This window comes from Nocardioides sp. 503 (assembly GCF_004522095.1).
Taxonomy (GTDB): Bacteria; Actinomycetota; Actinomycetes; order Propionibacteriales; family Nocardioidaceae; genus Nocardioides.
Genome location: NZ_SPUI01000002.1, coordinates 1,127,391 through 1,152,642, shown reverse-complemented (window position 1 = coordinate 1,152,642; position 25,252 = coordinate 1,127,391). Strand labels below are relative to the sequence as shown.

The window sequence follows — 25,252 nt, the reverse complement described above, 5'->3', positions numbered from 1 at the left end:
GAATGGTGACACCGCGGCTGGGACGCGGCGAAATCCCCGTGGAGTCCAACGAGGGCCCCCCCGTGCCCATTCCCCCGCCCGGTGGACGGAGGCGCGGACTAGGCTTTCGCCGTGATCGAGATCGATGCCGCCCCCGACCTGGTCGATCCCATCGTGATCGCCGCCTTCGAGGGGTGGAACGACGCCGCCGACGCCGCGTCCGGCGTGGTGGACCACCTGATGACCGTGTGGAACGCCCGCGTCGTGGGAGCGGTGGACCCGGAGGACTTCTACGACTTCCAGGTCAACCGACCGATGGTCGGCACCGACGAGCACGGCTACCGCCGACTGACCTGGCCGACCACCCAGATCGCGGTGGCCTCCCCGCCCGACCTCGACCGCGACGTCATCCTCATCCGCGGCATCGAGCCCAGCATGCGCTGGCGCCAGTTCTGCGCGGAGCTGCTCGCCGCGGTCGACGAGCTGGGCGGCGAGCTGGTGGTCACGCTCGGCGCGCTGCTGGCCGACTCGCCCCACACCCGACCCATCCCGGTCAACGGGACCGCCACCGAGCCCGAGCTGGTCGACCGCCTCAAGCTCGAGCACTCGACCTACGAGGGACCGACCGGCATCGTCGGGGTCTTCCAGGACGCCTGCGTCAAGCTGGACGTGCCGGCGGTGTCGTACTGGGCGGCGGTCCCCCACTACGTCGCCCAGCCCCCGTGCCCCAAGGCCACCCTCGCGCTCATCGGCCAGCTGGAGGACCTGCTCGAGGTCAGCATCCCGCTCGGCGACCTGCCCGAGGACTCCCGCGCGTGGGAGCGCGGCGTCGACGAGCTCGCCGAGGAGGACGAGGACATCGCCGACTACGTGCGCAGCCTCGAGGAGACCCGCGACACCGCCGACCTGCCCGAGGCCTCCGGCGAGGCCATCGCCCGGGAGTTCGAGCGCTACCTGAAGCGCCGCGGCGACGAGGAGCCGGGGCCGGCCTGAGGGCGCCGCTGGGTCCGCCGACCCTGCGGTTTGGTCACCAACCGCAGGTTCGGGGCGCCGAAACGTGCGGTCTGTGACCAAACCGCAGGGGGTGGGACCGCCCGCGCCGCGCTAGAGCGACAGGCCGAGCGCGGCGTCGAGGACGGCGAGCAGGGTGACGGCGGCGTCGGGGTCGCTGGTGTCGGCGAGGCCGTCGGTGCCGAGCGTGGCGGCCGCCCAGGCGTCGATCGCGGCGGTGGCGCGGGGAGCGTCCAGGTCGTCGGCCAGGGCGGCCAGGACCTCGGCGACGACCGGTGCGGCGGGGGCGCCGGCGCCCAGCGACAGCGCCTTGCGCCAGGACGTGACGGTGTCGACGGACTCCCACAGCTCGGCGTCGGTCCACTCCCAGTCGGAGCGGTAGTGATGGCGCAGGAGCGCGAGCCGGATGCCCATCGGGTCGACGTCGCTGTTGCGCAGGGCCGAGACGAAGACCAGGTTGCCGAGCGACTTGGACATCTTCTGCCCGTCGTAGCCGACCATCCCGGCGTGGGAGTAGACCTGGGCGAACGTCGTGCCGGCCGCGGCGACCTGCGCGTGCCCGGCGCACATCTCGTGGTGGGGGAAGACCAGGTCGGAGCCGCCGCCCTGGACGTCGAAGGCGCCGCCGAGGTGGTGCATCGCGATCGCGGCGCACTCGATGTGCCAGCCGGGGCGCCCCGGCCCGAACGGGCTCTCCCAGCTCGGCTCCCCCGGTCGCTCGCCGCGCCACACGACGCAGTCGAGGGGGTCGCGCTTGCCCGCGCGGTCGGGGTCGCCGCCACGCTCGCCGAAGAGGCGGAGCATGGTGTCGCGGTCGTAGCCGGACTCGCGCCCGAACGCCGGGTCGGCGGTCACCGAGAAGTAGACGTCGGTGTCGACCGTGTACGTCGCGCCGAGGGCCTCCAGTCGCTGGATGAGCTCGACGGCGAGCGGGATGGACTCCACGGCACCCACGAGGTGGTCCGGGGGGATCACCCGCAGCGCGGTCATGTCCTGGCGGAACAGCTCGGTCTCGCGCTCGGCCAGCTCGACCCAGTCGACGCTGACCTTGGTGGCGCGCTCCAGCAGCGGGTCGTCCACGTCGGTGACGTTCTCCACGAAGGTCACCTCGTGGCCGGCGTTGCGCCAGGCGCGGTTGAGCAGGTCGAAGGCGACGTACGTCGCCGCGTGGCCCAGGTGCGTGGCGTCGTACGGCGTGATGCCGCAGACGTAGAGCCGCGCGGCGCCGTCGGGTGAGGTCGTCACGCGGGCGCCGGTGGCGGTGTCGTGCAGCACCACGGGCGGGCCCACCTCGGACAGGGTGGGGACCTCGGGGGCGCTCCAGGCTCGCATGGGCGTCAGCCTAGTGGCCGGCCCTCAGAAGGGCGGCCACGGGATGGAGGGCCAGTCGTTGCCGGAGCGGGGCAGCCGCCCGGTGCCCAGCAGCCGGCGGCACCGACGGTCCAGCGCCTCGATCTCGAGGTCCGTCAGGTGCTGGGCCAGCCGGTCGGCCAGGCCGTCGGCCAGGCTGGCCCGGATCCGGCGCACGGTCTGCTCCTCGTCGTCGGTCAGCGGCTCGCCCTGCCAGCCCCACAGGACCGTGCGCAGCTTGTGCTCGTGGTGGAAGGCGATGCCGTGGTCGACGCCGTAGCGGTGCCCGTCGGACATGGCCAGGACGTGCCCGCCCTTGCGGTCGGCGTTGTTGACGACGACGTCGAAGACGGCCATCCGGCGCAGCTGCTCGGTGTCCTCGTGGATCAGGGAGACGGCCTGGTCGCGCCCGTCGAGGCCGTCGAAGACGTGCCGCCAGCCCGGCGGCACGTCGCCCTCGGCCACGAGCGTCACGGCCTCCTGCTCCTCGTCGGGCTCCTGCCACAGCTGGCACATGCCGACCCCGTGGGGGCCGTCTCGCAGCCACGTGTGCGGGACGACGTCCCAGCCGGTGACCTCGGAGACGAGGTACGCCGCGACCTCACGCCCGGCGAGGTCTCCGTCGGGGAAGTCCCACAGCGGCCGCTCCCCGGCGACGGGCTTGTAGACCACGCTGACCCCGTCGATCTCCCCGAGGAAGGTCGCGTTGGAGGCCGGCATGATGCGTCCCTGCAGGGTCAGCTCGCCCTCGGGCTCGACGACCGGTCCGCGACCGGGCTCCGCGGCTTCGGCGGGCTCGGGCACGGGGTGGTGGGTCACGGGTCCCGCCGGCGGAAGCCGTTGGCTCGGACGCACAGGTGGCCGTCGGGGTCGATGGGGTTGCCGCAGAAGGGGCAGCTGGGGCGCCCGGCGTCCAGCACCTGCGCGGCGCGCTTCACGAACGCCCGTGCGTGCCCCGCGTCGAGGCGGACCAGGAACACCTCGTCGGGCTCGGGCTCCTCGAAGTCGACATCCTCCTCGAGCTGGTCGGGGGTGACGACGGCGGCCTCGGTGAACGGGAACACCTCGATCACGACCCGCTGGTCGGAGGGGTCCCAGGACAGGGTCATCGTGCCGGCGCGGAACTCCTCCTCGATCGGCTGCTCCAGCGGGTGCGGGTCCTCGAGGCCCAGCGGCGCCACGGCGGGGATGACTCCCTCGGTCTGGTCGCTCGACATCACCTCGTCGAGAAGCTCGTCGACGCGCTCGGCGAGCGCCGCGACCTGCTGCTTCTCCAGGGAGACGCTCGTCACGCGCACGCCCGTGCGGGCCTGGAGGAAGAAGGTCCGCGACCCCGGAGGTCCGACGGTGCCCGCGACGAAGCGCTCGGGCGGGTCGAAGCCGTGGATGATCGGTGGCATGCCGACCACCCTATGACCGGACCGAAGGCCCGGCGCCGCCGCCGACGGGCGCGTCCTCGGCGGCCTTGCGCCGACGCGCCTTCTTGGGCGGCGGGGCGGCCAGCCAGGACAGGTCGCCGGCGTGGGTGTTGGAGGCCATCACGTAGGGGCGGGTCCCGGTGTAGCGCACGATCGACACCGACGCCGGGTCCACGAACAGCCGCTGGAACAGGTCCAGGTGCATGCCGAGCGCGTCGGCCAGGACCGACTTGATGATGTCGCCGTGGCTCACCGCGACCCACACCGCTCCGGGCCCGTGCTCCGCCTCGATCGCGGCGTCGTGGCGGCGTACGGCGGCCACCGAGCGGGCCTGCATGGCCTGCAGCGACTCCCCGCCGGGGAAGGCGGCGGCCGAGGGCTGGGTCTGCACGACCGACCACAGCTTCTCCTTGGCCAGGTCCTTGAGCGGCCGGCCCTGCCACTCGCCGTAGTCGCACTCGGTGATGCCGCGCTCCGAGACGGTGGGCGGTGCCGCGGGGTGCGCGCCGGTGATGATCTTGGCCGTCTGCCGGCAGCGCTCGAGCGGGCTGGTCACCACCCCGGCGAGCGGCACGACGGCGAGCCGCTCCGCCGTACGCCGGGCCTGCTCGGTGCCGGTGTCGTCGAGCCTGACGCCCGGGGTCCGTCCGGCGAGGGTGCCGCTCGCGTTGGCGCTCGTCCGGCCGTGGCGGACGAGGATCACTGTTGCCATGTCGGGGACTGTAGTGGGGCTACCGTGAGCCCGTGATCGTCGACAGCGCGGTGTACCGCGAAGGTGTGCGGATCCCCGTCGACTGCCGGCCACAGGACTACGCCACCTTGCGGGCCCAGGCGCAGAAGCGGGGGGACTTCGTCTGGGTCGGGCTGCACCAGCCCGACGAGCACGAGCTGGAGCGCGTCGCGGCGGCGTTCGGGCTGCACCCGCTCGCGGTGGAGGATGCCGTCAAGGCACACCAGCGGCCCAAGCTGGAGCGCTACGACGACTGCCTCTTCCTCATCCTGAAGACCCTCTGGTACGTCGACGAGGAAGACGCGGTCGAGACCGGCGAGATCAGCATGTTCGTCGGCGCCGACTTCGTGATCACGGTCCGCCACGGTCACGGTGGGGAGCTGCACTCGGCGCGGCAGTACCTCGAGCAGCGCGAGAAGGTCCTCACCCACGGCCCCTCCGCCGTCGTCTACGCCGTCTGCGACTCCGTCGTCGACGCCTACACCGACGTGGTGAGCTCGCTGGAGGAGGACGTCGACGAGGTGGAGGAGTCGGTCTTCTCCCCCGCCCGCACCAACGACTCAGTCCGGATCTACACGCTCAAGCGGGAGATCGCCGAGGTACGCCGCGCGGTGCTCCCCCTGCGCGAGCCGATGCGCCGCTTCGCCTCCGGGGTGGTCAGCGGCATCGACGAGCAGGCCGCGCCGTTCTTCCGCGACGTCGCCGACCACCTCGTGCGCGCCTCGGAGATCATCGACAACCTCGACTCGCTGCTCTCGACCGCCTTCGAGGCCCACCTCGCCCGGATCTCGGTCCAGCAGAACGAGGACATGCGCAAGATCTCCGCCGGCGTCGGCCTGGTCGCGGCCCCCACGATGATCGCCGGCGTCTACGGCATGAACTTCGACCACATGCCCGAGCTGCACTGGGCCTTCGGCTACCCGTTCGCGCTCGCCCTGATGGCGCTGTCGTCGCTGGTGCTGTGGGTGTTCTTCAAGCGGTCCGGCTGGCTCTGACCCCTGCGGTTTGGTCACCAACCGCACGTCAGAGGGCCGCGAAGCTGCGGTTTGTGACCAAACCGCAGGTCCTTCGACGCCACAGAGCGGCCGCGCTCAGGCGCTGAGGACGCCGGCGCCGAGGAGGATCAGGACCGCGGCGCCGAGGGCGACGCGGTAGAGCACGAACGGGGTGTAGGAGCGGGTGCTGACGTAGCGCAGCAGCCACGCGATGGCGGCGTACCCGACCGCGAACGACACCACGGTGGCCACGAGGGTCGGACCCCAGCCGTAGGTGTTGTCGCCGTGTGGGATCTCCTTGAGCTCGAAGAGCCCGGCGCCGACGACGGCGGGGATGGCCAGCAGGAAGGCGTAGCGGGTCGCGGCCTCGCGGTCGTAGCCCAGGAAGCGGCCCATGGACAGCGTCGCGCCCGACCGGGAGACGCCGGGGACCAGCGCCATCGCCTGCGCGGCGCCCATGAGCACGGCGTCGCGCAGCGTGATCTCCCTGATCTGCTTGGACGTGCCACCCACGCGGTCGGCGATGCCCAGGACGATGCCGAGCACGATGAGCGTCGTGCCGATGATCCACAGGTTGCGGAAGTCCCGCTCGATCACGTCCTTGAGCAGCACGCCCAGGACGACGATGGGCAGCGAGCCGATGATGATGAACCAGCCCATGCGCGCGTCGAGGTGGCCGCGGTACTCCGCCCGGAACAGCGACCTGGTCCACATGGACGCGATCCGCCAGATGTCGTGGCGGAAGTAGATGAGCACCGCGAGCTCGGTGCCGATCTGGATGACCGCGGTGAACGCCGCCCCCGGGTCGCCCCACCCGAACAGCTCGGGGAAGATCCGCAGGTGGGCGCTGCTGGAGATCGGGAGGAACTCCGTGAGGCCCTGGATGATGCCCAGCACGACGGCCTGGAGGTAGTCCCACACGAGCAGGAAGCCTAGGCCCACCCGGGCGAGCCGCCGCGCCGCCCCCTGGGTGCGCCCACTAGTTTTGTGGCCATGAAGCAGCGGTCAGTGGGCCACACCGGTCTCCGGGTCTCACGCCTGGGTCTCGGCACGATGACCTGGGGGCGCGACACCGACGAGCACGAGGCCCGCGACCAGCTGATCGCGTTCGCCGAGGCGGGCGGGACCCTGGTCGACACCGCCGCCGGCTACACCGACGGCGACTCCGAGTCGCTGGTCGGCTCCTTGATCGGGGACGTCGTCGCGCGCGACGAGATCGTGCTGGCGACCAAGGCCGGCATCTCGCGTCGGTCCGGCGAGCGCGTCACCAACACCGCGCGCGGCCACCTCCTGACCGCCCTGGACGCCTCGCTGAAGCGGCTCGGCGTCGACCACGTCGACCTGTGGCAGGTCCACATCTGGTCCGACGAGACCCCGCTCGAGGAGACGCTCACGGCGCTCGACCACGCGGTGAGCTCGGGGCGAACGTCGTACGTCGGGATCTCCAACTACTCCGGATGGCAGACCGCGCAGGCCGCCACCTGGCAGCGCGCCGTGCCCGGACGGGCCGTGCTGGCGTCGACGCAGGTCGAGTACTCCCTGCTCAACCGCGGAGTCGAGCGCGAGGTGCTGCCGGCCGCCGCCGCCCTGGGGCTCGGCGTCCTGCCGTGGTCGCCGCTGGGGCGCGGCGTGCTGACCGGCAAGTACCGCACCGGGACGCCTTCGGACTCCCGGGGCGCCTCTCCCGTCTTCTCGCAGTTCGTCGGCGCCTACCTCGACGAGCGCAGCGGCCGCATCGTGGAGGCGGTGGCCCGCGCCGCGGAGGGCCTGGGCTGGACCCCGCTGGAGGTGTCGCTGGTGTGGGTGCGCGACCGCGCGGGCGTGACCTCCCCCATCGTCGGCGCGCGCACCGCCGCCCAGCTCCGCGGAGCGCTCGCCCTCGAGGACAAGGAGCTCCCGCCCGAGATCATCGCCGCCCTCGACGACGTGTCGGAGCCGGCGTGAGCCGCCAGGAGCGCCGCGCGCCGGGCCGCGGGGTGGAGTGGGAGTTCGACCGGGTGACGTTCCCGAAGGAGTTCCCCCGCAACGTCGTCACGAAGCTGCTCGTCGAGCGCGCCGAGCACGGCGGCTGGGAGCTCGACCGGGTCCGGATGACCCCCGACGGCACCCGCCGGGTCATCCTGCGCCGCAAGATCATCCGCGCGGTCCGTACCGCCTGATCCCGCCGCGCGCCCCCCGAACCCCTGCGGTTTGGTCACCAACCGCACGTCCGCGGCCTCGAAACCTGCGGTCTGTGACCAAACCGCAGGGCTACGGCGCCCGCAGCGGCGCCGCTAGCCCTCGCCCCGGAGCACGCGCAGCTGCTGCTCGGCGGCGAGGCGCTGCGGCTCGGGGAGCACGGGCAGGCCGAGCATCCGCTCGAACGTCGCGATCGCGTCGTCGAGGCGCTCCAAGCGGTGCAGCGACATGCCCTTGGCGCCGAGCGCGACCGCCGCCGACTCCCCCTCGGGGTCGAAGTCCACGGCGCGCTCGTACCACTCCAGCGCCTCGTCGACGCGCTGCGAGCGCAGGTGCATCGTCGCGATGTTCGTGCTGGCGAGCGACTTGGCGTAGCCGGGCACCTCGTCGAGGGCGAGCACGGTCAGGAAGCCGCGGAACGCCCGCTCGGGGTCGCCGGCCTCGTTGGCGCCGACCGCCTCGACGAACAGGTGCTCCCAGGGTGTCTCGCTCACGCCTCAGGCCTCGCCGAGGAAGCGGTCGAACACCCGCGCCCCGAACTCCAGCGCGTCCACCGGCACCCGCTCGTCGACGCCGTGGAAGAGCGCGGTGAAGTCGAGCTCGGCGGGCAGCCGCAGCGGCGCGAAGCCGTAGGAGGTCATCCCCAGCTTGTTGAAGTGCTTGGCGTCGGTGCCGCCGCTCATCAGGTACGGCGCCACGATGGCGTCCGGGTCCTCCGCGAGCAGTGCGCGGGTCATCGTGTCGACGATCGCGCCCTCGTAGGGCATCTCCCACGGCTGCTGCTTGGAGACGTACTCGATCGACACGTGCTCGCCGCACAGCTCCGCGAGCGTCGCGAAGAACTCGTCCTCGTAGCCCGGCAGGAAGCGCCCGTCGACGTGCCCGGTGGCCTCGGTCGGGATGACGTTGACCTTGTAGCCCGCGCCCAGCATCGTCGGGTTCGTGGTGTTGCGGATGACCGCGCCCAGCATCCGCGCGGCGCTGCCGAACTCCTCGATCAGACTCTCCGCGTTGTCGGGCGTGGCCTCGGTGCCGACCAGCTCGGCGACGGCCGCGAGGAGCGTCTGCATCGTCGGGGTCAGCCGCACGGGCCACTCGTAGGCGCCGATGCGCGCGACGGCGGCGGCGAGGTCGGTGACGGCGTTCTCGCGGTTGATCATCGAGCCGTGGCCGGCGCGTCCTCGGGCGGTCAGCCGCATCCAGGCCATGCCCTTCTCGGCGGCCTCGATGAGGTAGAGCCGCTGGCCGCGGATGGTGGTCGAGAAGCCGCCCACCTCGCCGACCGCCTCGGTGACGCCGTCGAACTCCTCGGCGTGCTGCTCCACCAGCACCTGCGCCCCGTGGTGGCCACCGGCCTCCTCGTCGGCGGTGAAGGCAAGGACGACGGGCCGCTCCGGGACGGCGCCGGCCCGGGCGCGCGCCCGTACGACGGAGAGCAGCATCGCGTCGAAGTCCTTCATGTCGACCGCGCCGCGACCCCACACGTAGCCGTCCTGCACCTCGCCGGCGAAGGGGTGGACCTGCCAGTCCTCGGCGGCCGCGGGCACCACGTCGAGGTGGGCGTGCAGGAGCAGGGCGCCGCGGTCCGGGACGCTGCCGTCGGCCGGGCCTCCCCAGTGGGCGACCACGGAGGTGCGTCCGGGAGTCGACTCGTAGAGGCGGGACTCGATGCCGACCTCGTCGAGCAGCGTGGCGACGTACTCGGCCGCCTTGCGCTCCCCCGGGCCCTCATCCTCGCCGTAGTTGCTCGTGTCGATCCGGATCAGCTCACGGCACAGCTCGACGACCTCCCCGGAGGGGTCGTAGGGCGTGCTGTCGGCATCGGTGCTCATGGCCCCATCAAAGCACTGCCAGGTGCCTCCCGATGCGGGGCGGGGGCGCTGCCTTTGCTACTGTTCCACCGCACTCGTCCGGGTGGCGGAATTGGCAGACGCGCTAGCTTGAGGTGCTAGTGCCCGTATTAGGGCGTGGGGGTTCAAGTCCCCCCTCGGACACTGGAAAGGCCCCGGCTCCACGGGGTCTTTTCTTCATTTCGGCCCCGCGCGCACGCCGGTGCGAGCCGCCGGTCCGCGGGCGCTAGGGTCGTTGCCGGACGGCCCTCGCACTCTCGCCAGTGCGGGGGCCGTCCGCTGTCCTCCCGGGACCAAGGTCCCGGCCCCCGTGACCCGAGCCCCTGCCGCGCAGCGCCCTGCCGCGCGAGGCTGGCGGGGACGAGGAGGTGGCCGGCATGGACGACACGGACATCGAGCGCACACCGGGCTCCGGCCCCGCACGGCTGGCCGACCTCACACCGGACCAGTGCTGGGGCCTGCTCGAGCAGGTGGAGGTCGGTCGCGTGGCGTGGTGCGGACCGGACGGACCCGACGTCGTGCCGGTCAACCTCGCCGTGGTCGAGGAGGCGGTGTGGCTGCGCACGTCGCCGTACTCGCGGCTCGTCGGCCACTGCCGAGGTGGCGCACGCCTGGCCGTCGAGGCCGACCACGTGGACACCGGGCGCCGCAGCGGCTGGAGCGTGGTCGTCGCCGGCGTCGGCGAGCCCGTCGACACCCTCGACGTTCCCGAGGCGGTGCGCCTGCTGGACACGTGGGCCCCGGGGAACCGCGGTGCCCTTGTGCGCCTGACCGTGCACCGCGTCACCGGCCGCCGGCTCACCGCACGGACCCCCTGACCGCACAGCGACCTGAGGAGAGCTCCATGAACGACGCCAGGCAGATCCCCCGCGACGCGATCGTCGTCGGGCTGGACGGCTCACCGCCCGCGGCGGCGGCTCTCGACTGGGCGGCGGAGCAGGCCGCGCTCGAGGGGCGACCGCTCGCCCTCGTGCACGCCGCCCCGCCCCTGGGCGCCGGCGCGGTCGCCTCGCTGGGCTCCCTGGGCGTCGACACGTCGCGCCTGCGCGAGGAGGTCCTGTCGGATGCCGCAGCACTGCTAGACGGGGCCGCTGCCCGCGTCTGCGCCGCTCACGACGGGCTCGTGGTCGACCGGGTGGCCCGGGTGGCCGATCCCCGGGAGGCCCTCCTGGAGCTCGCCGGCGAGGACCGGCTGCTGGTCGTCGGCTCCCGCGGGATGGGTCCGGTGCGCAGCCTGCTGCTGGGCTCGGTGAGCCTCGCGCTCACCAAGCACGCCCCTGGGCCGGTGGTCGTCGTCCGCCCCCTCGATGAGCCCCGCTCGCCGGGCGGCGTGGTCGTGGCGCTTGCCCTCGACGGGGACGACGCGCCCGTGCTCGACCTGGCCTTCCGGGTGGCCGGGTCCCGCGGCCTCCCGCTGACGGCCATGCACTGCTTCTGGGACCCCGACGACGTCTCCCGTGGTGCGGTCGACGTGCCCGACGACGAGCCGGGGCACGACGAGCTCCGTGAGCGGCTCGGCTGGGCGCTCGCCGCGCACCGGGCGGCGCACCCGAGCGTGGCGGTGCACCCGCGGCTCACGCGGGGCTTCGTCGACACGGCGGTCCTGGACGCCACCCGTCACGCGGACCTCGTCGTCCTCGGGCATCGGCCCCGGCCGCGGCTCGGCAAGCTGGTCTACGGCTCGGTCGCGCCGCAGGTGGTCGAGGCCGGCCGGTGCTCCGTGGCGGTCGTGGGGCAGCCGGGCTGACCTGACGCGACCCGATCGCCCGGGCGGTGTCGGTCACCGGGTCGTGGGCGGGCTGGACCACTGCCGGTGCGGTGACCGGATCGGCCACGCGTTCGTCCCGGCGCTCCTACGATGCGGGCGATGACCACCACCCGCTCGGCGCTCGCCGAGCCCACCGACGCGGTGCCCCGGATCTGGGTGCTGTGGCTCTCCCTGGCCAGCATCGGGGTGTGGGCGGGCTTCTTCGGCCCCATCCAGGTGCTCCTGGCCCAGCAGGCCGAGCTGGTCAACGAGGCCGAGAAGGAGTCGGTGCTCGCCTTGGTCACCGGCGCCGGCGCGGCCGTCAGCCTGGTCTTCAACCCGCTGTGGGGTGCGCTGTCGGACCGCACGCTGCTGCGGATCGGCCGACGCGTGCCGTGGGTGGTGGGCGGCGCGATCACCGGCGCGGTGTCGATGCTCGTGCTGGCGCCCGCCGACACGCTGTGGCAGATGCTGCTGGGGTGGTGCCTGGCGCAGGCGTCGCTCAACGCCATGCTCGCCGCCCTCACCGCGACCATCCCCGACCAGGTTCCGGTCCGCGAGCGCGGCACGATCGGCGGCTGGCTGGCGCTGGCGCAGACGGTCGGGGTGATCGCGGGGTCCGGGATCGCGGCCGCCACGGGCAGCATCGCGGCCGGCTACCTCACCAGCGCGGGGCTGCTGCTGCTCACCGCCACGCCGTACGTGCTGCACAGCCGCGACGTACCGCTGCAGGCCCAGGAGCGGCCGCCGTTCGCGCTGGGGCCGTTCGTGCGGTCGTTCTGGGTGTCACCGCGTCGCCACCCCGACTTCGCGTGGGCATGGCTCACGCGCTTCCTGGTGAACCTGGGCAACTCGCTGGTCGTGCTCTACCTGCTCTACTACCTCGACGACGCCGTCGGGCTCACCGAGGACCAGGCCGAGTCGCGGGTCTTCCAGCTCACCGCGGCGTACGGCGTCCTGACGGTGCTCACCGCCGTGGTGGGCGGGGTCTGGTCTGACCGGGTCGGGCGCCGCAAGCCGTTCGTCATCGCCTCCGGGCTGGTCATCGCCGCGGCGCTGCTGGTGCTGGCGGCCGTGCCGACGATGACCGGGGCGTGGGTGGGGGCGATGGTGCTGGGCGTCGGGTTCGGGATCTACAGCTCGGTGGACTTCGCGATGATCAGCCAGGTCCTGCCCTCGGCCGGCGACCGCGCCAAGGACCTCGGCGTCATCAACATCGCCAACGCCCTCCCCCAGGTCGTCGCGCCAGGGGTGGCGGCGCTGATCCTCGGTCTCGACCTGGGCTACGCGACGCTCTACACGGTCGCCGCGGCGGTGACGGTCGTGGGCTCGCTGCTGGTGACGCGGATCCGCAGCGTCGCCTGAGGTCCTGGCCCGTGCGAGGTGACCGCCGGGGGTGCAGGATGGGGGCGTGACCGACATCGCGCAGCGCGCCACCGACCTCCTCCGCCTCCACACCGACCCCCGCCTCCTCACCGTGGTCAACGTCTGGGACGTGATCACCGCCAAGGTCGTGACCGACATCGAGGGCACCACCGCGCTGGCCACGGCCAGCCACTCCATCGCCGCCTCGCGCGGCTACGAGGACGGCGAGAACATCCCCGTCGACGAGATGGTCGCCGAGGTGGCCCGGATCGTCGCGGCGACCTCGCTGCCGGTCTCGGCAGACCTCGAGGGCGGCTACGGCGACGCGCCGGAGACGATCCGCAAGGCGATCGGCGTGGGCGTCGTCGGCGCCAACCTCGAGGACCAGATGAAGCCGCTCGCCGAGGCCGCCGCCCAGGTGGAGGCCGTGATGGCCGCCGCGGCCGCCGAGGGCGTGCCCGACTTCGTCCTCAACGCCCGCACCGACGCCTTCGTCAAGGCCGGCGACCGCGACCCCGCCGAGGTGCTCGCCGACGCGATCGAGCGCGGGCGCGCCTTCCTGGACGCCGGAGCGCCCGTGGTCTTCGTCCCGGGCCGGCTGTCCGAGGAGCAGGTCGTCGCGCTCGTCGACGCCCTCGGCCCGCAGCGGCTCACGCTCATCGGCATCCCCGGCGTTCCTGCGCTGGCGCGGCTCGAGGAGCTCGGCGTCGCCCGTGTCTCCTACGGGCCCATGTCGCAGAACGTCGCCCTCACCGCGCTCGCCAAGCTCGTCGAGGCCGTCCGCGACGGCGGTGGCGTCCCCGAGGACATGCGCATCCTCAACTGAGCTCGTCGGGTCCCAGGCCCTGCGGTTTGGTCACAGACCGCACGTCCGGGGCTCTCGAACGTGCGGTTGGTGACCAAACCGCAGGGGTGACGAGCCCGGAGAGCGGACGTCAGGCGAGGGTGGTGCCGACCCAGTCGGGGTCGCTGGTGGCCTGGCCCTGGATGTCGCCGTCGAGCTCGGTGGCGTGGGTCTGGCCGGCCAGCGCGCGGGTGATCGCCTCGTCGACGGACAGGAACCGGTGGCCGGGGGCGAGGTCACGGCGTACGTCGTCCTCGGTGCAGACCATGTCGTGGGCGAGGCTGCGCACCAGCGCGCGGACCGTCGAGCGGGGTAGCCCGGACACCAGGGCGACGGCCTCGCCGACCGCCCACTCGGGCGCCACCGGCACCAGCACCTGCTGGCGCGTCAGCCCGGCGAGGTGCGCGAAGCGCTCGAGCAGCTCGCGGTAGGTCAGCACCTCGTCGCCGCCGACGTCGTAGGCGCGGTTGCGCGGCTCGCCGTCGAGCGCCCGGGCGATCAGGTGGACCACGTCCTCGACCGCGACCGGCTGGATGTCGCGCAGCATCCACACCGGCACCGGGGTGAGCGGCAGGCGCTCGCTCACGCGACGCATGAGCTCGAAGGACGTCGAGCCGGCGCCGATCACCATGGCGGCCCGCAGCACGGTTGTCGGGACGTCGCTGGCGAGCAGGATGTCCTCCACCTCCAGGCGCGAGCGCAGGTGGTCGGACAGGTGACCGGGAGGCACCAGCCCGGAGAGGTAGACGATGCGGGAGACCCCGGCGTAGTCGCAGGCGTCGGCGACGTACTCCGCCGCCTCGCGGTCGCGCTTGAGGAACTCCCCCGAGGCCATGGAGTGCACGAGATAGACGACCGCGTCCATGTCGCGCACGGCCAGGTGGACCGAGACGGTGTCCTCGACGTCGAAGTGCCGGCGCTCGACCGAGTCGGACCACGCGAAGCGGTCCAGGGCGGTCAGGTCACGGGCGGCGGCGACCACGGCGTGGCCCTCCGCGAGGAGCGAGGCCACCAGCCGCGACCCGACGTAGCCCGTCGCTCCGGTCACGAGCACCCGCATGCGTGTCCCTCTCCCCTACGTCTCGCCGTGGCTCCGGCTCGACCTCGACGCTAGCCAGTGCCGCCCACTACCCCATACTCGGGCGGTGGACACTCGCCCCTTCCGTGTCGGTTTCGTCACCGGTGCGACCCCGGACAAGTGGGCCCGTGTGTGGCGCACCCGCTACCCGCGCACCCCGCTCGAGCTGGTCCCGGTCACCCAGGACGAGCAGGAGACCGGCCTGCGCGACGGCTCGCTCGACATGGCGCTCGTGCGACTGCCGATCGACCGGGACGCGGTGCACTGCATCCCGCTGTACGACGAGGTGCCGGTCGTCGTGGCCGGGCTGGAGCACCTCGTCGCGGCCGCCGACGAGGTCACCCTGGACGACCTGAGCGAGGAGCAGCTGGTCCTCCCCCACGACTCCGGCTGGACGCCGTCGGCCGAGCAGCTCGCCTGGCCGGAGATGAGCATCAAGGACGCCGTCGAGGTCGTCGCCTCCGGGACCGGGGTCCTGCTCGTGCCGATGTCGGTCGCCCGGCTGCACCAGCGCAAGGACGTGGTGACGCGACCGGTCACCGACCTGCCGGACACCAAGGTCGGCCTCGCCTGGCTGGTCGACAACGAGGACGAGCGCGTCCAGACGTTCATCGGCATCGTCCGCGGACGCACCGAGCGGTCCTCCCGCTAGTCCCTCAGACCTGCGGTTTGGTCACAGACCGCACGTCCGAGGGCCGAGGACCTGCGGTTGGTGACCAAACCGCAGGGGTCACCACGACGTGGCGAGCGGCCGCCCCTCGTGGAACCCGGCGGCCGACTGCACACCGACGACGGCGCGGTCGTGCAGCTCGGCGAGGGTGGAGGCGCCGGCGTAGGTGCAGGCCGAGCGCACGCCGGAGCAGATCTCGTCGATGAGGTCCTCGACGCCGGGGCGGGCCGGGTCGAGGTACATGCGCGAGGACGAGATGCCCTCCTCGTAGAGACCCTTGCGGGCGCGGTCGTAGGCCGACTCCGCCGACGTCCGGTTGGCGACGGCGCGCGCGGAGGCCATGCCGAACGACGTCTTGTAGGCGCGGCCCTGGGAGTCCTCGAGCAGATCGCCGGGCGACTCGTGGGTGCCCGCGAACCACGACCCGATCATCACCGACGACGCCCCGGCCGCGAGCGCCAGCGCGACGTCGCGCGGGTGGCGCACCCCGCCGTCGGCCCACACGTGGCGCCCCAGCTCACGGGCAGCGGCCGCGCACTCCAGGACGGCGGAGAACTGCGGGCGCCCCACGCCGGTCATCATGCGCGTCGTGCACATGGCGCCGGGGCCGACGCCGACCTTGACGATGTCGGCGCCCGCCTCGATCAGGGCGCGCGTCCCCTCCGCGGAGACCACGTTGCCCGCGGCCACCGGCACGCCCGGGTCGAGGGCGCGGACGGCGCGCAGCGCGTCGAGCATCCGGTCCTGGTGCCCGTGGGCGGTGTCGACGACCAGGCAGTCGACGCCGGCCTCGAGGAGCTCGGCGGCGCGCTCCGCCACGTCGCCGTTGACCCCCACGGCGGCCGCGACCCGCAGCCCACCGGAGGCATCGACCGCCGGCGCGTACAGCGTGGCACGCAGCGCGCCGGTGCGGGTGAGGACGCCGGCGAGGCGACCGTCCGGCCGCACGGCCACGGCCACGGCGGTCCGGGCCGCGTCGATGGCGTCGAACGCCGCCCGCGGGTCGGTGTCGTCCGGGATCAGCACCGGGCGCGGGTTCATGACCTGACCGACCTGCGCGAAGCGGTCGACGTCCGCGCAGTCGGCCTCCGAGACCACGCCGACCGGGCGCCCCTCGGCGTCGACGACCACGGCCGCGCGGTGCGCGCGCTTGGGGATTAGCGAGAGCGCCTCGGCGACCGTCTGGTGCTCGGTGAGCTCGATCGGGGTGTCGAAGACCAGGTGGCGCGACTTCACCTCGGCGACCACCTCCTTGACCACCGGGAAGGGGATGTCCTGCGGCACCACCACGATCCCCCCGCGCCGCGCGACCGTCTCGGCCATGCGCTTGCCCGCGATGGCGGTCATGTTGGCCACGACCAGCGGGACCGTCGCGCCGGTGCCGTCGGCGGTCGCGAGGTCGACGTCGTAGCGGCTCGCGACGCCGCTGTGGCGCGGCACCATGAAGACGTCGTCGTAGGTCAGGTCGTGCGCGGGAGTGGCGTCGTGGAGGAAGTGCACCCGAGGAGCCTAGAGCCGCTCACTCACCACCGCCGCCTAGGCTTCCGCCCATGTCGACGTCCGTGGGCCGCTCTCCCGGCCGGGTCAACCTCATCGGCGAGCACACCGACTACAACGACGGCCTGTGCCTGCCCCTCACCATCCCCTACGCCACCACCGTCACCGCCACGGCGCGCGACGACGACCGGGTCACGGCCCGCAGCAGCGGCGAGGGCGAGCCGTGGTCGGGGACGCTGGACACCACCGGCCCCGGTGAGGCCGAGGGCTGGGCGACGTACGCCGTCGGCGTGCTGTGGGCCCTGCGCGAGGCCGGCTGGGAGCTGCCCGGCGTCGACCTCGAGGTCGAGAGCACCGTGCCAATCGGCGCGGGACTGTCGAGCTCGGCGGCCCTGGAGTGCGCGGTCGCGGTGGCCGCGGCCGACCTCGTCGGGCGCGAGCTGACCGACGAGCTGCGCCACGAGCTCGTCGCCGCCTGCCGTCGCGCCGAGAGCGAGGTCGCGGGCGCCCCCACCGGCGGGCTGGACCAGAGCGCCGTGCTGCTGTCCGCGCCCGGCGCCGGGCTGCTGATCGACTTCGAGGACGGCTCGACCCGCGACGTGGCCCTGCCCTGGGGCGACGCCGGACTGACCCTCATCGTGGTGGACACGCAGGTCTCGCACACCCTCACCGACGGCGGGTACGGCGCCCGTCGCGCCGACTGCGAGGCCGCCGTCGAGCAGCTCGGTCTGCCCTCGCTGCGCCGCGCGACCCTCGCCGACGTCGACCGCCTGGACGACCCGCGCCTCCAGGCCCGCGCCCGCCACGTCGTCACCGAGAACGCCCGGGTCACCGACGCCGTCACCGCCATCGAGGCGGCCGACTGGGCGGCGCTGGGCGGGCTCATGGACGCCTCCCACGTCTCGCTGCGCGACGACTACGAGGTGTCCTGCCCCGAGCTCGACCTCGTCGTCGCCACCGCGATCGAGGCCGGCGCCGTCGGCGCGCGCATGACCGGCGGCGGGTTCGGCGGCTCAGCCATCGCGCTGGTGCCCACCGAGCGCACCTCGGCCGTACGGCGTGCGGTCGACGCCGCCTTCGCGGCCGCGGGCTTCGCCGCGCCCCGCCACCTCGACGCCGGCCCGAGCGGCCCCGCCCACCTGGTCTGAGCGCCGGCGCGGCTCAGGTCGCCGTGACGCCGATGCGACCCTCGCGGAAGGCGTGCACGAACAGCGCGTGGTCCTCGCGCACCTGGTCGGCGTAGCCCATCGCGAAGTCCGTCACCCATCGCACGAGCTCGCGCCGGCGCCCCTCGACGCTCGCCGCGATCGCGTCCTCCACCTGGAAGTCCACCAGGTCCTGGTCGCTGTCCTCGTCGGAGGCGCAGTGGATCTTGGCGGTGGCTCGCCCCAGCAGGTCGACCACGCGCGCGATCTCGTCGGGCTCGGTGAGATGGGTCCAGTCCAGGTCCACCTCGTACGGCGAGACCTCGCTGACGACGTAGCCCACCCCGTCCAGCTCGGTGTAGCCCAGCATCGGGTCGGTGTGAACCTGCAGCGCCCGCTGGCTGACGACCGTGCGGTGGCCCTCGTGCTCGAAGTAGCGCTCCACCTGCGAGGAGTCGACGAAGCGGCTGATCGCGGGCACGTTGGCCTGCTTCATCGAGAGCACCACGTCGTTGTCCAGCGCCTGGCTGTAGCCCTCGACCAGCACGTTGTAGGCCGGCAGCCCCGCGCTGCCGATCCCGAAGCCGGACCGGCCGACGACGTCGCGCAGCTCGTAGAACAGGTCGCGGTCGGAGCGCCGACGCTCCGGGATCGTCTCCAGGTAGGCCTCGAACGCCGCCACCACCTTCGCGCGCTCCCGCTTGCCCAGCCGCCGCACGCCGCGTCCCTCGCGGAAGAGACGGATCCCGTCGACCTCCTCGGTGCTCTGGTCGAGCAGCTCCGCGCGGCGCTGGTGGCGCGCCATCACCAGCGCCTCCTGGATCGGGCCTTCGGTGTTGTCGAGGTGGAGGGCGAAGTCGTCCTCCTCGCTCTCGCGGTACTCGTCCACCTGCGAGAGGTAGGCGCGCAGGTAGCGCCCGACCAGCCGCCGCACGTCCTCCTCGGGCAGGGCCTTCTGCCAGCCCACCAGGGCCAGCGACGCCGCGAAGCGCTGCAGGTCCCAGGTGAAGCGCCCCAGGTAAGCCTCGTCGAAGTCGTTGATGTCGAAGACGAGCCGGCCGTCGGAGTTGAGGTAGGTGCCGAAGTTCTCCACGTGCAGGTCGCCGTGCACCCAGATCCGGCCGCTGCGCTCGTCGGCGAAGGGGTCCTCGGCGCGGGTGACGTCGGCGTAGAAGAGGCAGGCCGTGCCGCGGTAGAAGGCGTGGGGGTCCGAGGACATCGTGCGGAACTTGCCGCGGAACGCCGCCGGGTCGGCCGCCATCAGCGGCGCGAAGGCATCCGTCAGGGTGGACACGATCAGCTCGGCCCGCTCGTCGCTCGTCACGCCGCAGAGCCTGCCACGCCGACGGTCGCCCCCGCGGGAGGGCTGAGGTCGGGTACTCAGCGGTGAGCAGGTACGCGAGCCGCTCCCGGACCGCCGTACGACGGCGAGGCTGGTGCCATGAGCACTCCGAACTCCGCCAAGAACACCAACGCCTTCTTCGCGCAGGCCGCGATCTCCTTCGGCATCGCGCTGCTGACCATGATCCTCGCGATCCTCTACCTCCCGGTCGACCCGTGGATCCGTGCCTTCCTGGGGCTCGGCACGATGTTCCTGACGACCTCCTGCTTCACGCTGGCCAAGTGCGTGCGCGACTCGCAGGAGAACCAGTACGTCGTCTCCCGCCTCGACCAGGCCCGGGTCGACAAGATCCTCGCCGAGCACGACCCCTTCCGCAGCGTCTCCTGACGCCCGCTCCGACACTCAGCACCGCCGACTCGGGCGGGCGCCTCGTCCCCCGGGACGGCGCGCCCGCCCGAGTCGTTGCGCGACCCTGCTTCAATCGGACGACGACCCGCGCGCGACGACGACAGGGAGTGTCCATGGCAGCCATCGACCGGATCAGGAGCGTCGCCTCGGGGGCCGTCGTCATCGGGACCGCGATCGGAGCCCGTGCCGCCCGCACCGCCCGGCCGCTGCTCGCCCGGGCGGTCGGGAAGGCCGCCGCCGCCACGCGACGCCGCCCCGCGGCCGCTGCCGCCCCGCCGGCACGCGCACCGGAGGCGCCGGCTCCGACACACGCCGACTCGACGGCCTCACCCACGCCCGGCACCCCCTCCCCGTCGGCCGTCGCCCGCAACATCGCCCCGCACCCGCCCGCGGAGCGGCCGGCCGCCCGCAAGCCCGTGAAGCGCTCGGCCCCCGGCGCCAAGCTGCCGGTGCGCAAGGCCGACGACGACTGACCCCGCGGTGGGCAAGGTCACCCTGACCTGACGCGTCGCCGGTCGTTGGATGGGTACTGAGAACGACGAGAGCTGCACCGACGAAAGGACCTCCCGTGGCCCGCAAGAACCCGATCGAGTCGATCAAGGACGCCGCGCTCGGCACCGCGCAGAAGGCTGCCAGCCTGACCGTCGAGAGCGCCAAGGGTGGAGTGGGCCTCGGCAAGCTGGTCGCCGGCACGGCCGCCGCCAAGGCCGCGGACACCGTCACCTCGCTGCTCCCCGGTCGCAAGCAGCCCACCCCCTCCGCCTCGCCGGCGTCCACGGACTCCGCGCACGCCTCCGGCAAGGTCCAGGGCGACGCCCTGGCGCCCCAGGTCGTCCCGCCGGTCAAGAAGGCCGCCGCCACCAAGGCACCGGCCAAGAAGGCCCCCGCCAAGGCGACGCCCGCCAAGAAGTCCGTCGCCGCCGTGCTGCCCGTGAAGGACCCCGCGGCGCCCGCCGGGCCGGCCAGGACGAAGGCGCCGGCGAAGAAGCCGCAGAGCCAGCCTGCGGCGAAGAAGGCCCCCGCGAAGAAGGCACCGGCCACGAAGAAGGCACCGGCCACGAAGGTGAGCGTCGACCCCACGACGCCGGTCAACGTCACCGAGGAGCTGGGCCTGGACCCGGCCCCCGTCGAGACGAAGCCCGCCGCGAAGAAGCCACCGACGAAGAAGGCCGCGGCCAAAAAGGCACCGGCCCCGAAGAAGGCACCGGCGAAGAAGGCCGCAGCTACCCCGGCCCCGTCCCCCTCCTCGGCGACGACGCCGTCGCCCGGCTCCGACGCACCGCTGACGACCATCGACGCCCGGGCGGACACCGAGCACGTCGACGTGACGCCGGCCGACATCGCGTCCGCGGTCGCGAAGAGGTCGACGAGCTGACTCCTCGCTCCTGAGCACGACAGCACGGCGGCGGCCCCCCCAGGGTCCGCCGCCGTTCGTCGTACAAGGGGGCTCGAGCGCTACTTCAACTCGGCGCTCGAGAGGCCCAGCACCCGCCGCGCGACGATCAGTTGCTGGATCTGCTGGGTGCCCTCGAAGATGTCGAGGATCTTGGAGTCGCGCGCCCACTTCTCGAGCAGCTCGGACTCGCTGTAGCCCACGGACCCAGCCAGCTCGACGCAGCCGAGGGTGATGTCGGAGCCGACCCGCCCCGCCTTCGCCTTGGCCATCGACGCCTCGAGCGAGTTGGGCTGCCGGTTGTCGGCCAGCCAGGCGGCCTGGAGCATCAGCAGGTAGGCGGCCTCCCAGTCGGCCTCCATCTGCAGGAGCCGGGACGCCGCTGCCGACTGGTTCTGCGCGGGACGGTCGTAGTCGACCGCCACCCCCGCCTGGGCCAGCAGGTCGCGGGTGAGGTCGAGCGACGCCCGCGCGCACCCCACCGCCATGGCGGCGACGAGCGGTCGGGTGTTGTCGAAGGTCGCCATGGCGCCGGCGAAGCCCTGCTTGGTGTCGACGTCCGGGGAGCCGAGGAGGTTCTCGGCCGGCACCCGGCAGTCCTCGAAGATGATCGTCGCGGTGTCGGAGGCGCGGATCCCGAGCTTGTGCTCGAGCCGGTCGACGCGCATGCCCGGAGTGCCCTTGGGGACCACGAAGGACTTGATCGCGGCGCGCCCCAGGCTCCGGTCGAGCGTGGCCCACACGACGATGTGGTCGGCGCGGTCGCCGGAGGTGACGTAGATCTTCTCGCCGTTGAGCACGTAGTGGTCGCCGTCGAGGGTGGCGGTGGTCTTGATGTTGGCCGAGTCGGAGCCGACCCCGGGCTCGGTGATCGCCATGCCGGCCCAGACCCCCGCGAAGCGCTGTTGCTGCTCCTCGTCGGCCACCGAGGCGATGGCGGAGTTGCCCAGGCCCTGGCGGGGCATCGAGAGGAGCAGGCCCACGTCGCCCCAGCACATCTCGGCGATGGACATGACCGAGGCGAGGTTGGTGCCGTTCTTGACCGAGGCGTCGGCCTCGGTCTCCTCGCGGCGTACGCCGGCGGCACCCGCGCCCTCGCTGGCGCCGGACTCGGCCAGGCCGTCGATCATCGCGGCCAGCATGTCGAGCTCGTGGGGGTACTCGTGCTCGGCGCGGTCGTACTTGCGCGAGATGGGGCGCAGCATGTTCATCGCGACCTGGTGGGCCTGGCCCACCAGCGGACGGAACTTCTTCGGGTCGTCGAGGTTGATGGGCATCAGACCAGCACGCTTCCTTCCATGACGCCGACCGCGCGGAGGTCGCGGTACCAGCGCTCGACGGGGTGTTCCTTGACGAAGCCGTGGCCGCCGAGCAGCTGGACGCCGTCGAGGCCGATCTGCATGCCCTTGTCGGCACACAGCTTGCGGGCCAGCGCGACCTCGCGGGCGAAGTCCTTGCCGGCAGCGGCGCGCGAGGCAGCCTTGTAGGTCACCAGGCGCATGGCCTGCAGCTCGATCGCGATGTTGGCGACCATGAACGCCACCGACTGGCGGTGGGCGATCGGCTCGCCGAACGCGTGACGCTCCTTGACGTAGGGGGTGACGTAGTCGAGGACGGCCTGGCCGGTGCCGACCGCCAGGGCGCACCACGCGAGCCGGGAGAGGCGCACGCACTCGAGGTAGGCGGTGCCGTCGGTGTCGCCCAGGACCGCGTCGGCCGGGACGGCGGCGCCACTCAGAGTCAGCCGGGTCAGGGACGCCGCGCGCACGCCCATGCCGGGGTCGGCCTCGACCCGCAGCCCGGGCGTGGACGACTCGACCAGGAAGAGCACGGGGCGCCCCTCGAGCGAGGCGCCGACCACGAAGAGCTCGGCCTGGGCGCCCTGCGGGACCAGGCTCTTGACGCCGTCGAGGACGAAGCCGTCGGCGGTGCGGGTCGCGGTGGTCGCGGGCTCCAGCACGTCGAAGAGCACCGTCGGCTCGTTGAGGGCCAGGGCGGCGGCCGGCACGTCGGTGCCGGTGAACGCCGGCAGGTAGGTCTGCTGCTGGGCATCGGTGCCCCAGAGCCCCAGCGCGGTGGCCACCGAGCCGGGCGCCAGCGCGGCGACCGCGAGGCCCATGTCGCCGTGGGCGAGGGCCTCGGCCACGAGGGTGCCGGCCATGGCCGAGCGCTCCTCGGAGATCCCACCCAGCGCCTCGGGCACGCCCAGGAGGGGCAGCCCGACCTCGAGGCTCGCCGCCAGCACGGCCTCGGGCGCCAGGCACGCCTCGTCGGCCTTGGCCGCGGCGGGACGGACGACCTCCTCGGCGAGCTCGCGCACCACGTCCACGAGCATCTGCTCGTCCTCGGTCGGAGTGAGGTCGAAGACGCCCTTGGTCCGCGCCGGCGCGACGCGCACGCCCTGCTGGTCCTTCGTGCCGGCGGCGGAGAAGGTGCGGCTCGCGGCGGTGATGGTCTTGAAGCCACTGCGCGTGGCCGTGAAGACGGCCTGCTCGGCGGGCCTGCGCAGACCGACCCGGTCGAGCAGGTCGCTCTGCGCCAGCCGGTTGAGCCCGGCGACGAGGTAGCCGATCGGGTCGCGGGACTCCGTGCTGGGGACACCGTGCCGCCCGCCGGGGCGCAGACTCTGGAGGAGGGACATGGAGATAATGTAACTCGGAGTTACACTCCGGGCTACAGCGGCTCGGGTGGGCCGGGTCACGTCGGCCCGTCCCCGGCGCCCGTTCGGCACGGTCCTAGGATCTTCCCGTGCCCGACCAGCCCTCCCCCGCGCCCCTCGCCCCCCACGGCCCGCTGCCCACCGGCGGCACGGTCCGGCCGATCACCCGGTGGGGCACGCCCGTCATGCACCGCCCGCAGGCGCTCGTGACGGCGTACGACGACGCGCTGACGGCCCTCGCCGCCGACATGGTCGCCACCATGTACGCCGCCGACGGCGTCGGGCTGGCGGCGTGCCAGATCGGCGAGAACGTCGCGATGTTCGTCTTCGACTGCCACGACGAGTCCGGCCAGCGCACGGTCGGCGTGGTCTGCAACCCGGTCCTCACGCTGCCCGAGGGCCGCGACCGGCTCCTCGACGAGGCCGACGAGGGCTGCCTGTCCTTCCCGGGCGCCTTCGTCGAGCTGGGTCGCCCCGACACCGCCACGGTGACCGGCACCGGCCTCGACGGGTCCCCGGTCACCTTCTCCGGCGACGGCATGCTCGCGCGCTGCCTCCAGCACGAGACCGACCACACCCTCGGCACCGTCTTCGGCGACCGGCTCCCCACCAAGCTGCGCAAGCGCCTGCAGAAGCAGCACGACAAGCTCGCCGAGGACTACCCGGTCGGCTGGCCGGCCTGAGGGCGTCGTCGGGTCCCGTACCCCTGCGGTTTGGTCACCAACCGCACGTTTCGGGCCCGAGAACCTGCGGTTGGTGACCAAACCGCACGGGGTGGGGACGCACCGGCGCGGGCGGATCAGAGGGCGGGCGACCGGCTCACGAGGGCCCGGTCGCGCGTTGTAGGCTCTGGCGCCACGCGAAACCGCGAGCACGTCGCCACGAGAGGACCACCGTGTCACCGCTGCAGCAGGCCCGCCCGGTCCCGTCCAGGACTCACTGACCGATGCCGATCTTCAGCCGCGAGGGACGCAACGTCCTGTTCGTCCACGTCCCCAAGACCGGGGGCAGCACGATCGAGCGGATCTTCAAGCGCTCGGGCTGGACGACGTACTTCCTGGAGACCCGCACGACCGGCGGCGACCTGTTCCCGCTGCGCCGGTGCTCGCCGCAGCACTACCAGGCCGACCTGCTGCGCGAGCTCCTCGACGTCTCGAGGCTCGCGGGCGGGTTCATGATCGTGCGCGACCCGGTGGCGCGCTTCCGCTCGGAGTACCTGATGCGCAACACCAAGGACCCGCGCACCGACGCGGCCTCGGTCGAGGCCTGGGCCGACCGGGCGTTCACCCGCTACCGCACCAATCCCTACATCTTCGACAACCACCTGCGCCCGCAGCACGAGTTCCTGCTCGAGGGGGTCACCGTGCACCGCCTCGAGGACGGCATGGAGGCGGTCATGACGGACCTCAACACCCGGCTCCAGCTGGGCCTCGACCCCAAGATCCCCCACGCCATGCACAGCTCCAAGCGGGCCGGCGTGCCGAGCTCGGCCGTGGAGCTGTCGCCGTCGCTCCTCGAACGGCTCACGGAGTTTTACGCGCGCGACTACGAGGAGCTCGGCTACGCGCTCCCCGGCACGTCGGCCTAGCCGGA

Annotated in this window: 27 protein-coding genes and 1 tRNA gene; 16 read left to right on the top strand and 12 right to left on the bottom strand. The window is 73.0% G+C overall.

The genetic code is table 11. The features are described from left to right. Window positions 1–111: 111 nt before the first annotated feature. On the top strand, window positions 112–972 hold the full coding sequence (locus E4622_RS06540; protein WP_134739211.1) for a PAC2 family protein: 861 nt from the start codon (window positions 112–114) through the stop codon (window positions 970–972). A gap of 111 nt (window positions 973–1,083) precedes the next feature. On the opposite strand, the gene mshC is transcribed toward E4622_RS06540, so the two are convergent. The 4 genes from mshC to E4622_RS06520 are packed head-to-tail and all read right to left on the bottom strand — an operon-like array spanning window position 1,084 to window position 4,470. Then, entirely contained in the window at window positions 1,084–2,322 is a 1,239-nt protein-coding gene (mshC, locus tag E4622_RS06535; RefSeq protein ID WP_134739210.1) for a cysteine--1-D-myo-inosityl 2-amino-2-deoxy-alpha-D-glucopyranoside ligase, read from the bottom strand. A 24-nt stretch (window positions 2,323–2,346) separates the two neighbouring features. Beyond that, the gene (locus E4622_RS06530) at window positions 2,347–3,159 is read right to left on the bottom strand and encodes an SCO1664 family protein (RefSeq protein WP_280633741.1); all 813 of its coding nucleotides are present in this window, start codon (window positions 3,157–3,159) and stop codon (window positions 2,347–2,349) included. Then, on the bottom strand, window positions 3,156–3,740 hold the full coding sequence (locus E4622_RS06525; protein ID WP_134739209.1) for a DUF3090 domain-containing protein: 585 nt from the start codon (window positions 3,738–3,740) through the stop codon (window positions 3,156–3,158). Before E4622_RS06525 ends, E4622_RS06530 begins: the two co-directional genes overlap by 4 nt. A 10-nt stretch (window positions 3,741–3,750) precedes the next feature. Beyond that, a complete protein-coding gene (locus tag E4622_RS06520; protein ID WP_134739208.1) occupies window positions 3,751–4,470 on the bottom strand; it encodes a histidine phosphatase family protein in 720 nt (239 codons plus the stop codon). 32 nt (window positions 4,471–4,502) lie between these two features. Between E4622_RS06520 and corA the strand changes: the two genes are divergently transcribed. Next, complete coding sequence (corA, locus tag E4622_RS06515) at window positions 4,503–5,483, top strand: magnesium/cobalt transporter CorA (protein WP_134739207.1); 981 nt, start codon at window positions 4,503–4,505, stop codon at window positions 5,481–5,483. A gap of 96 nt (window positions 5,484–5,579) precedes the next feature. On the opposite strand, the gene E4622_RS06510 is transcribed toward corA, so the two are convergent. Then, window positions 5,580–6,404: an undecaprenyl-diphosphate phosphatase gene (locus E4622_RS06510; RefSeq protein ID WP_134739206.1), complete on the bottom strand. Its 825-nt coding sequence runs from the start codon at window positions 6,402–6,404 to the stop codon at window positions 5,580–5,582. Between the two features lie 72 nt (window positions 6,405–6,476). On the opposite strand from E4622_RS06510, the gene E4622_RS06505 reads away from it, so the two are divergent. After that, window positions 6,477–7,427 (top strand): aldo/keto reductase, encoded by a 951-nt coding sequence (locus tag E4622_RS06505; protein ID WP_134739205.1) that lies wholly within the window; start codon window positions 6,477–6,479, stop codon window positions 7,425–7,427. After that, complete coding sequence (locus tag E4622_RS06500) at window positions 7,424–7,642, top strand: DUF5703 family protein (RefSeq protein WP_245155909.1); 219 nt, start codon at window positions 7,424–7,426, stop codon at window positions 7,640–7,642. Before E4622_RS06505 ends, E4622_RS06500 begins: the two co-directional genes overlap by 4 nt. A gap of 114 nt (window positions 7,643–7,756) precedes the next feature. On the opposite strand, the gene E4622_RS06495 is transcribed toward E4622_RS06500, so the two are convergent. After that, window positions 7,757–8,155 carry a tetratricopeptide repeat protein gene (locus tag E4622_RS06495; RefSeq protein WP_134739204.1) on the bottom strand — a complete coding sequence of 133 codons (399 nt, stop codon included), beginning with the start codon at window positions 8,153–8,155 and terminating at the stop codon, window positions 7,757–7,759. A gap of 3 nt (window positions 8,156–8,158) precedes the next feature. Next, window positions 8,159–9,493 (bottom strand): M20/M25/M40 family metallo-hydrolase, encoded by a 1,335-nt coding sequence (locus E4622_RS06490; RefSeq protein ID WP_134739203.1) that lies wholly within the window; start codon window positions 9,491–9,493, stop codon window positions 8,159–8,161. Window positions 9,494–9,569: 76 nt separating this feature from the next. On the opposite strand from E4622_RS06490, the gene E4622_RS06485 reads away from it, so the two are divergent. The 5 genes from E4622_RS06485 (at window position 9,570) to E4622_RS06465 (ending at window position 13,449) form a co-directional block, all read left to right on the top strand. Next, window positions 9,570–9,655, top strand: a tRNA-Leu gene (locus E4622_RS06485). A gap of 233 nt (window positions 9,656–9,888) precedes the next feature. Further along, window positions 9,889–10,329, top strand: coding sequence for a pyridoxamine 5'-phosphate oxidase family protein (locus E4622_RS06480; RefSeq protein WP_134739202.1), 441 nt, complete (start codon window positions 9,889–9,891; stop codon window positions 10,327–10,329). Window positions 10,330–10,355: 26 nt separating this feature from the next. After that, window positions 10,356–11,258: a universal stress protein gene (locus E4622_RS06475; RefSeq protein WP_134739201.1), complete on the top strand. Its 903-nt coding sequence runs from the start codon at window positions 10,356–10,358 to the stop codon at window positions 11,256–11,258. 120 nt (window positions 11,259–11,378) lie between these two features. After that, a complete protein-coding gene (locus E4622_RS06470; RefSeq protein ID WP_134739200.1) occupies window positions 11,379–12,623 on the top strand; it encodes an MFS transporter in 1,245 nt (414 codons plus the stop codon). Window positions 12,624–12,669: 46 nt separating this feature from the next. Then, window positions 12,670–13,449, top strand: coding sequence for an isocitrate lyase/phosphoenolpyruvate mutase family protein (locus E4622_RS06465; protein WP_134739199.1), 780 nt, complete (start codon window positions 12,670–12,672; stop codon window positions 13,447–13,449). A gap of 109 nt (window positions 13,450–13,558) precedes the next feature. Here the strand turns inward: E4622_RS06465 and E4622_RS06460 are convergent, their stop codons facing one another. Continuing rightward, window positions 13,559–14,527 (bottom strand): NAD(P)H-binding protein, encoded by a 969-nt coding sequence (locus E4622_RS06460; protein ID WP_134739198.1) that lies wholly within the window; start codon window positions 14,525–14,527, stop codon window positions 13,559–13,561. Window positions 14,528–14,612: 85 nt separating this feature from the next. Between E4622_RS06460 and E4622_RS06455 the strand changes: the two genes are divergently transcribed. Then, window positions 14,613–15,197 (top strand): LysR family substrate-binding domain-containing protein, encoded by a 585-nt coding sequence (locus E4622_RS06455; RefSeq protein ID WP_245155908.1) that lies wholly within the window; start codon window positions 14,613–14,615, stop codon window positions 15,195–15,197. Between the two features lie 78 nt (window positions 15,198–15,275). Here the strand turns inward: E4622_RS06455 and E4622_RS06450 are convergent, their stop codons facing one another. Then, window positions 15,276–16,715 (bottom strand): GuaB1 family IMP dehydrogenase-related protein, encoded by a 1,440-nt coding sequence (locus E4622_RS06450; RefSeq protein ID WP_134739196.1) that lies wholly within the window; start codon window positions 16,713–16,715, stop codon window positions 15,276–15,278. Between the two features lie 50 nt (window positions 16,716–16,765). Between E4622_RS06450 and galK the strand changes: the two genes are divergently transcribed. Further along, window positions 16,766–17,860 (top strand): galactokinase, encoded by a 1,095-nt coding sequence (gene galK / locus E4622_RS06445; protein WP_134739195.1) that lies wholly within the window; start codon window positions 16,766–16,768, stop codon window positions 17,858–17,860. A gap of 13 nt (window positions 17,861–17,873) precedes the next feature. Here galK and E4622_RS06440 read toward each other — a convergent pair whose 3' ends face one another. Further along, the gene (locus E4622_RS06440) at window positions 17,874–19,181 is read right to left on the bottom strand and encodes a DUF2252 domain-containing protein (RefSeq protein WP_245155907.1); all 1,308 of its coding nucleotides are present in this window, start codon (window positions 19,179–19,181) and stop codon (window positions 17,874–17,876) included. Between the two features lie 117 nt (window positions 19,182–19,298). Here E4622_RS06440 and E4622_RS06435 point away from each other — a divergent pair, with 117 nt between their 5' ends. The 3 genes from E4622_RS06435 (at window position 19,299) to E4622_RS23040 (ending at window position 20,982) form a co-directional block, all read left to right on the top strand. Next, the gene (locus tag E4622_RS06435; protein ID WP_134739194.1) at window positions 19,299–19,586 is read left to right on the top strand and encodes a YiaA/YiaB family inner membrane protein; all 288 of its coding nucleotides are present in this window, start codon (window positions 19,299–19,301) and stop codon (window positions 19,584–19,586) included. Window positions 19,587–19,720: 134 nt separating this feature from the next. Next, the gene (locus E4622_RS06430) at window positions 19,721–20,080 is read left to right on the top strand and encodes a hypothetical protein (RefSeq protein WP_134739193.1); all 360 of its coding nucleotides are present in this window, start codon (window positions 19,721–19,723) and stop codon (window positions 20,078–20,080) included. Between the two features lie 95 nt (window positions 20,081–20,175). Beyond that, window positions 20,176–20,982, top strand: a complete 807-nt coding sequence (locus E4622_RS23040; RefSeq protein WP_209021798.1) for a hypothetical protein — start codon at window positions 20,176–20,178, stop codon at window positions 20,980–20,982. Window positions 20,983–21,062: 80 nt separating this feature from the next. Here the strand turns inward: E4622_RS23040 and E4622_RS06420 are convergent, their stop codons facing one another. Further along, the gene (locus tag E4622_RS06420; protein WP_134739192.1) at window positions 21,063–22,277 is read right to left on the bottom strand and encodes an acyl-CoA dehydrogenase family protein; all 1,215 of its coding nucleotides are present in this window, start codon (window positions 22,275–22,277) and stop codon (window positions 21,063–21,065) included. Then, entirely contained in the window at window positions 22,277–23,641 is a 1,365-nt protein-coding gene (locus E4622_RS06415) for an acyl-CoA dehydrogenase family protein (protein WP_134739191.1), read from the bottom strand. Before E4622_RS06415 ends, E4622_RS06420 begins: the two co-directional genes overlap by 1 nt. A gap of 107 nt (window positions 23,642–23,748) precedes the next feature. Between E4622_RS06415 and def the strand changes: the two genes are divergently transcribed. Together def and E4622_RS06405 are read left to right on the top strand one after the other, a co-directional pair. Then, a complete protein-coding gene (gene def / locus E4622_RS06410) occupies window positions 23,749–24,342 on the top strand; it encodes a peptide deformylase (protein ID WP_134739190.1) in 594 nt (197 codons plus the stop codon). Window positions 24,343–24,605: 263 nt separating this feature from the next. After that, complete coding sequence (locus E4622_RS06405) at window positions 24,606–25,247, top strand: sulfotransferase family 2 domain-containing protein (protein ID WP_134739189.1); 642 nt, start codon at window positions 24,606–24,608, stop codon at window positions 25,245–25,247. Window positions 25,248–25,252 lie beyond the last annotated feature (5 nt).